We start from the raw sequence: 3,593 nt of genomic DNA on the forward strand, positions 1-3,593 counted from the left end.
CTCTTCGTCGCCGGGTTCCTGGCGACGATGCTGCTCCGCACCACCGGCACCGTCCCGCCCACCGTCCTGACCTCGGCCAAGACCACCACCACCCTCCTGTTCACCGCCGCCCTCTTCGCCCTGGGCAGCGGCGTGAGGCTCGGCGCACTGCTGCGGACGGGGAGACGGGGACTGCTGCTGGGGGCGCTGTCCACGGCACTGGTCACGGCTGTGGGGTACGGCTCGCTGAGGGCGGCCGGCGCGCTCTGACGCGCTGGTCACGGGCGGGGTTTGCTGTCGTCAGCCCCACCCCCGCTTTCCCCTCGCCGCCACCCACTAGCCATACCCACTGCCTATACCCGGATTCGCCAAGATCCTCTACCGGTCCCCACCCGAGGTGCCTACCTTGACAGGACCACGCGGCACTCGCCGCCCAGCCGACCGAACGAGGCATAACCATGGCATATCGAGGAACCCCGCATGACCTGAGCGCCCTGCTGCGCGAGTACGACCGCGCCCGCGCCTACACCGACGACCTGTGGCGCGACCTCACCCCGGACGAGGTGACCTGGCGCCCGCACGACGACTCCAGCGCCATCGGCTGGCACCTCGGCCACCAGGCCCACGTCGCCCACTTCATGATCCGCAACCTCACCGCCGCCGAACCCAGCCCCGACCCGGAACTGGACGGCCTCATGGACTCCGCGAACCCGGAGAAGTTCCGCGGCGCCCTGCCCACCGTCCAGCGCCTCGGCGCGTTCCGGGACACCGTCGCCGAACGAGTCCACGCCCGCATCGGCGACATCGCCGCAGGCAAGGTCGGCGCGCCCACGCAGATGACAGTGGTTGCCGCACACCTGCTGACCGCGCTCATCAACCACGAGTACCAGCACGACCAGTGGATCGGCGAAGTCAGGGCGCAGAATCTCGGCCACGCCCTCCCACCGGACCCCGTCTCTGACCACCTCGGCAGGATCGACGGCTACCTGGTCCTCGACCTCAGCGCCTGAAGGACCCCCGCATATCCAGCAAGGACTTCAGCCTGGAGTACGCCCCGAGCATCGCTCCTCACCGAACTACCCGACCGCACGTCCCACATCCGGCCGGAACCCACCGCACTACGATGCCCCCATGCCAAGGACCGACCGCTCCGCCCGGTTCATCCCGGCCCCGCCGGCAACCGTCTACGCCGCCCTCGTCGACCCTGCCGCCCTCGAAACCTGGCTCCCGCCCGCCGGCATGCGAGGACACGTCGAACACTGGGACCCCCGCCCCGGCGGCGGCTTCCGCATGACCCTCACCTACCTCGACCCCACGCACGCCCCCGGCAAGACCTCGGACGGCACCGACGTCGTCGACATCGCCTTCGCCTCCCTCCTCCCGCCCGAACAGATCGTCCAACAGGCCGTGTTCACCTCCGACGACCCGTCGTACGCGGGCACCATGACCATGACCTGGGACCTCACCCCCACCCCGGAAGGCACCCGCGTCACGGTCACCGCCACCGACGTACCCTCCGGCATCAGCCAGCCGGTCCACGAGGCCGCAATCGCCTCGTCCCTGGCCCACCTGGAGACATACGTGACTGGCCGAACCGGAAACTGACCCGGCGCCCCATCCGGTACACCGCCCGCACGCCCGCGCCCGCCCCGATACCGTCCACCGGAGACCTCCCGACCACGACGACGTCCGCGTTGAACCCGAGGCCGCAACGCCCCCTCGCGCCCGCTGCCCGTCATGAACCGGGCCGATGCCCCAGCGCCCCCAGCCCCGCCGCCACGATCACATCCGCCCGGTCGGGATGGTTCTCGTCGCGCCGCGCCATCATCGCCGCCGTCACCGCCCCGATCGCCGCGACCACCCGCACCCGCCGCTCCTCGTCCCCCCACACCTCCGGGTCGAACGCCTCCATCAGCGTGCGCTGAGCCCCGGTGAGCCGCTCCAGCACCTCCGGTTCCCGGGTCAGCCAGAACGCCCCCATGACGAGCGCCCCCATCCCCGGCCGCTCCCCGAGCATCTCCACCAGCGCCTCGACGAGCACGGCGTCCCGCCGGGGCCCGACGGGCTGCGCCGCACCGATGCGCGCCAACGTCGAGGAGGCCTGCTCGGCGTGCGCGACCACGGCGTCCTGGATGCGCTCCTTGGACCCGAACCGCTTGAGGACGGCGGCCTTGGAGTAGCCGGCGGCGTCCGCGATCGCCTGGACCGTCCCCTGCGCGAACCCGTGCCGGGCGAACACGAAGGCCGCGATGTCGATCAGTGCGCGGTCGATCTCCTCGCTCGTGGGCTTCACATTTGACTTCATGGCCTCAAGTTACCATTCTGGTCACCTAGTAACCAAAATGGTCACCCGAAGGGAATCGGTGCAGTGACGCACGACAACGACGACGCGGCAGCCCCCACCAGGCCGGGTCCGGGGCTCTGGCTGACCCCCGCCGTCCTCGTCACCGTGATCATGGCGGCCCTCGCGTCGCTGTACCTGGGCAGCACGGTCAACTCCGCCGACCACCTCGACGGCTTCCCCGTCGCCGTCGTCAACGCGGACCGAGGCGACACCGGCGCCAAGATCACCGAGGGCCTGCGCAAGAACACCGACCCCGACAAGTTCGACCTGCGCACCCTCACCCTCACCGAAGCCCGCGAGCAGCTGGGCGAGGGCAAGCTGTACGGGGCGATCGTCCTGCCCGCCGACCTCACCCAGCGGCTCGGCGCCCTGAGCGGCCCCGGCACCGACATCCAGCGGCCCCAAGTCGCCGTCTACACCAACCCGTTGGCGAACACCTCCAGCGTCTCCATCGTCAACGCCTACGCCACCAAGGCCCTCGCGGGCGTCAACGAGACCGTCGGCAAGCAGCTCCTCGCCGCCGCCCCGAAGGCCCCCGGCATCGCCCGCCTCGTCCTCGCCACCCCGCTGGACGTCCACACCACCCCGTACGAACCCGTCCCCAGCGGCACCGGCAACGGCCTCTCCGCCTTCTACTACGCCCTGCTGCTCGTCCTCGCCGGCTTCACCGGCTCCGTCATCGTCGCCAACCTCGTCGACGCGCAGCTCGGCTTCATCCCCCTCGAATGGGGCCCGGTCTACCGCATGGCCGCCCACTCCGGCCGCAGCCGCCTGAACACGCTCCTCGTCAAGTGGGCGCTCATGGGCGGCCTCGCCGTCGTCGTCAGCACCGCCTACCTCGGCATCGCGGCCTGGCTCGGCATGCCGCTGGACCACCCGTGGCAGCTGTGGCTGCTCGGCGTCCTGGTGATCGCCGCCGTCGCCGTGGTCGCCCAGGCGATCCTCGCCTTGCTCGGCGGGCTCGGCATGGTCGTCAGCCTGCTGCTGTTCGTCGTCCTCGCCGTCCCCAGCTCCGGCGGCACCACCCCGCTGGAGGCGCTCCCGCCGTTCATCCGCTTCCTCTCCGGCTTCGAACCCGTCCACCAGGCGTACGTCGGCGTCCGCTCGGTCCTCTACTTCGGCGCCACCTGGGACGGCGGCCTCGGCCGCGCGGTGACCGCCTCGTCGGTGGCTCTCGTCCTCGGCCTGATCGCGGGCTTCCTCGGCACCCGGGCCTACGACCGCAAGGGCCTCACCCGCAGCCACACCACCCCGGAGCCGGAGCCGGAGC

At 71.2% G+C, this 3,593-nt stretch carries 5 protein-coding genes; 4 read left to right on the forward strand and 1 reads right to left on the reverse strand.

Annotated features, from left to right (window positions below):
• The 3 genes from AOK24_RS42960 to AOK24_RS42970 all read left to right on the forward strand — a co-directional run.
• Nucleotides 1-249: putative sulfate exporter family transporter (locus AOK24_RS42960; RefSeq protein ID WP_159052209.1), on the forward strand; the 249-nt coding region annotated here is incomplete at its 5' end.
• 188 nt (nt 250-437) lie between these two features.
• Nucleotides 438-989, forward strand: a complete 552-nt coding sequence (locus tag AOK24_RS42965; protein ID WP_055725273.1) for a DinB family protein — start codon at nt 438-440, stop codon at nt 987-989.
• A 121-nt stretch (nt 990-1,110) separates the two neighbouring features.
• Entirely contained in the window at nt 1,111-1,584 is a 474-nt protein-coding gene (locus AOK24_RS42970; protein ID WP_055725274.1) for an SRPBCC family protein, read from the forward strand.
• Nucleotides 1,585-1,714: 130 nt separating this feature from the next.
• Here the strand turns inward: AOK24_RS42970 and AOK24_RS42975 are convergent, their stop codons facing one another.
• Nucleotides 1,715-2,284 carry a TetR/AcrR family transcriptional regulator gene (locus tag AOK24_RS42975; RefSeq protein WP_079057276.1) on the reverse strand — a complete coding sequence of 190 codons (570 nt, stop codon included), beginning with the start codon at nt 2,282-2,284 and terminating at the stop codon, nt 1,715-1,717.
• Nucleotides 2,285-2,347: 63 nt separating this feature from the next.
• Between AOK24_RS42975 and AOK24_RS42980 the strand changes: the two genes are divergently transcribed.
• A partial coding sequence (locus AOK24_RS42980) for a YhgE/Pip domain-containing protein (RefSeq protein ID WP_055725276.1) occupies nt 2,348-3,593 on the forward strand: 1,246 nt, incomplete at its 3' end.

This window comes from Streptomyces niveiscabiei, from assembly GCF_001419795.1.
Lineage (GTDB): Bacteria > Actinomycetota > Actinomycetes > Streptomycetales > Streptomycetaceae > Streptomyces > Streptomyces niveiscabiei.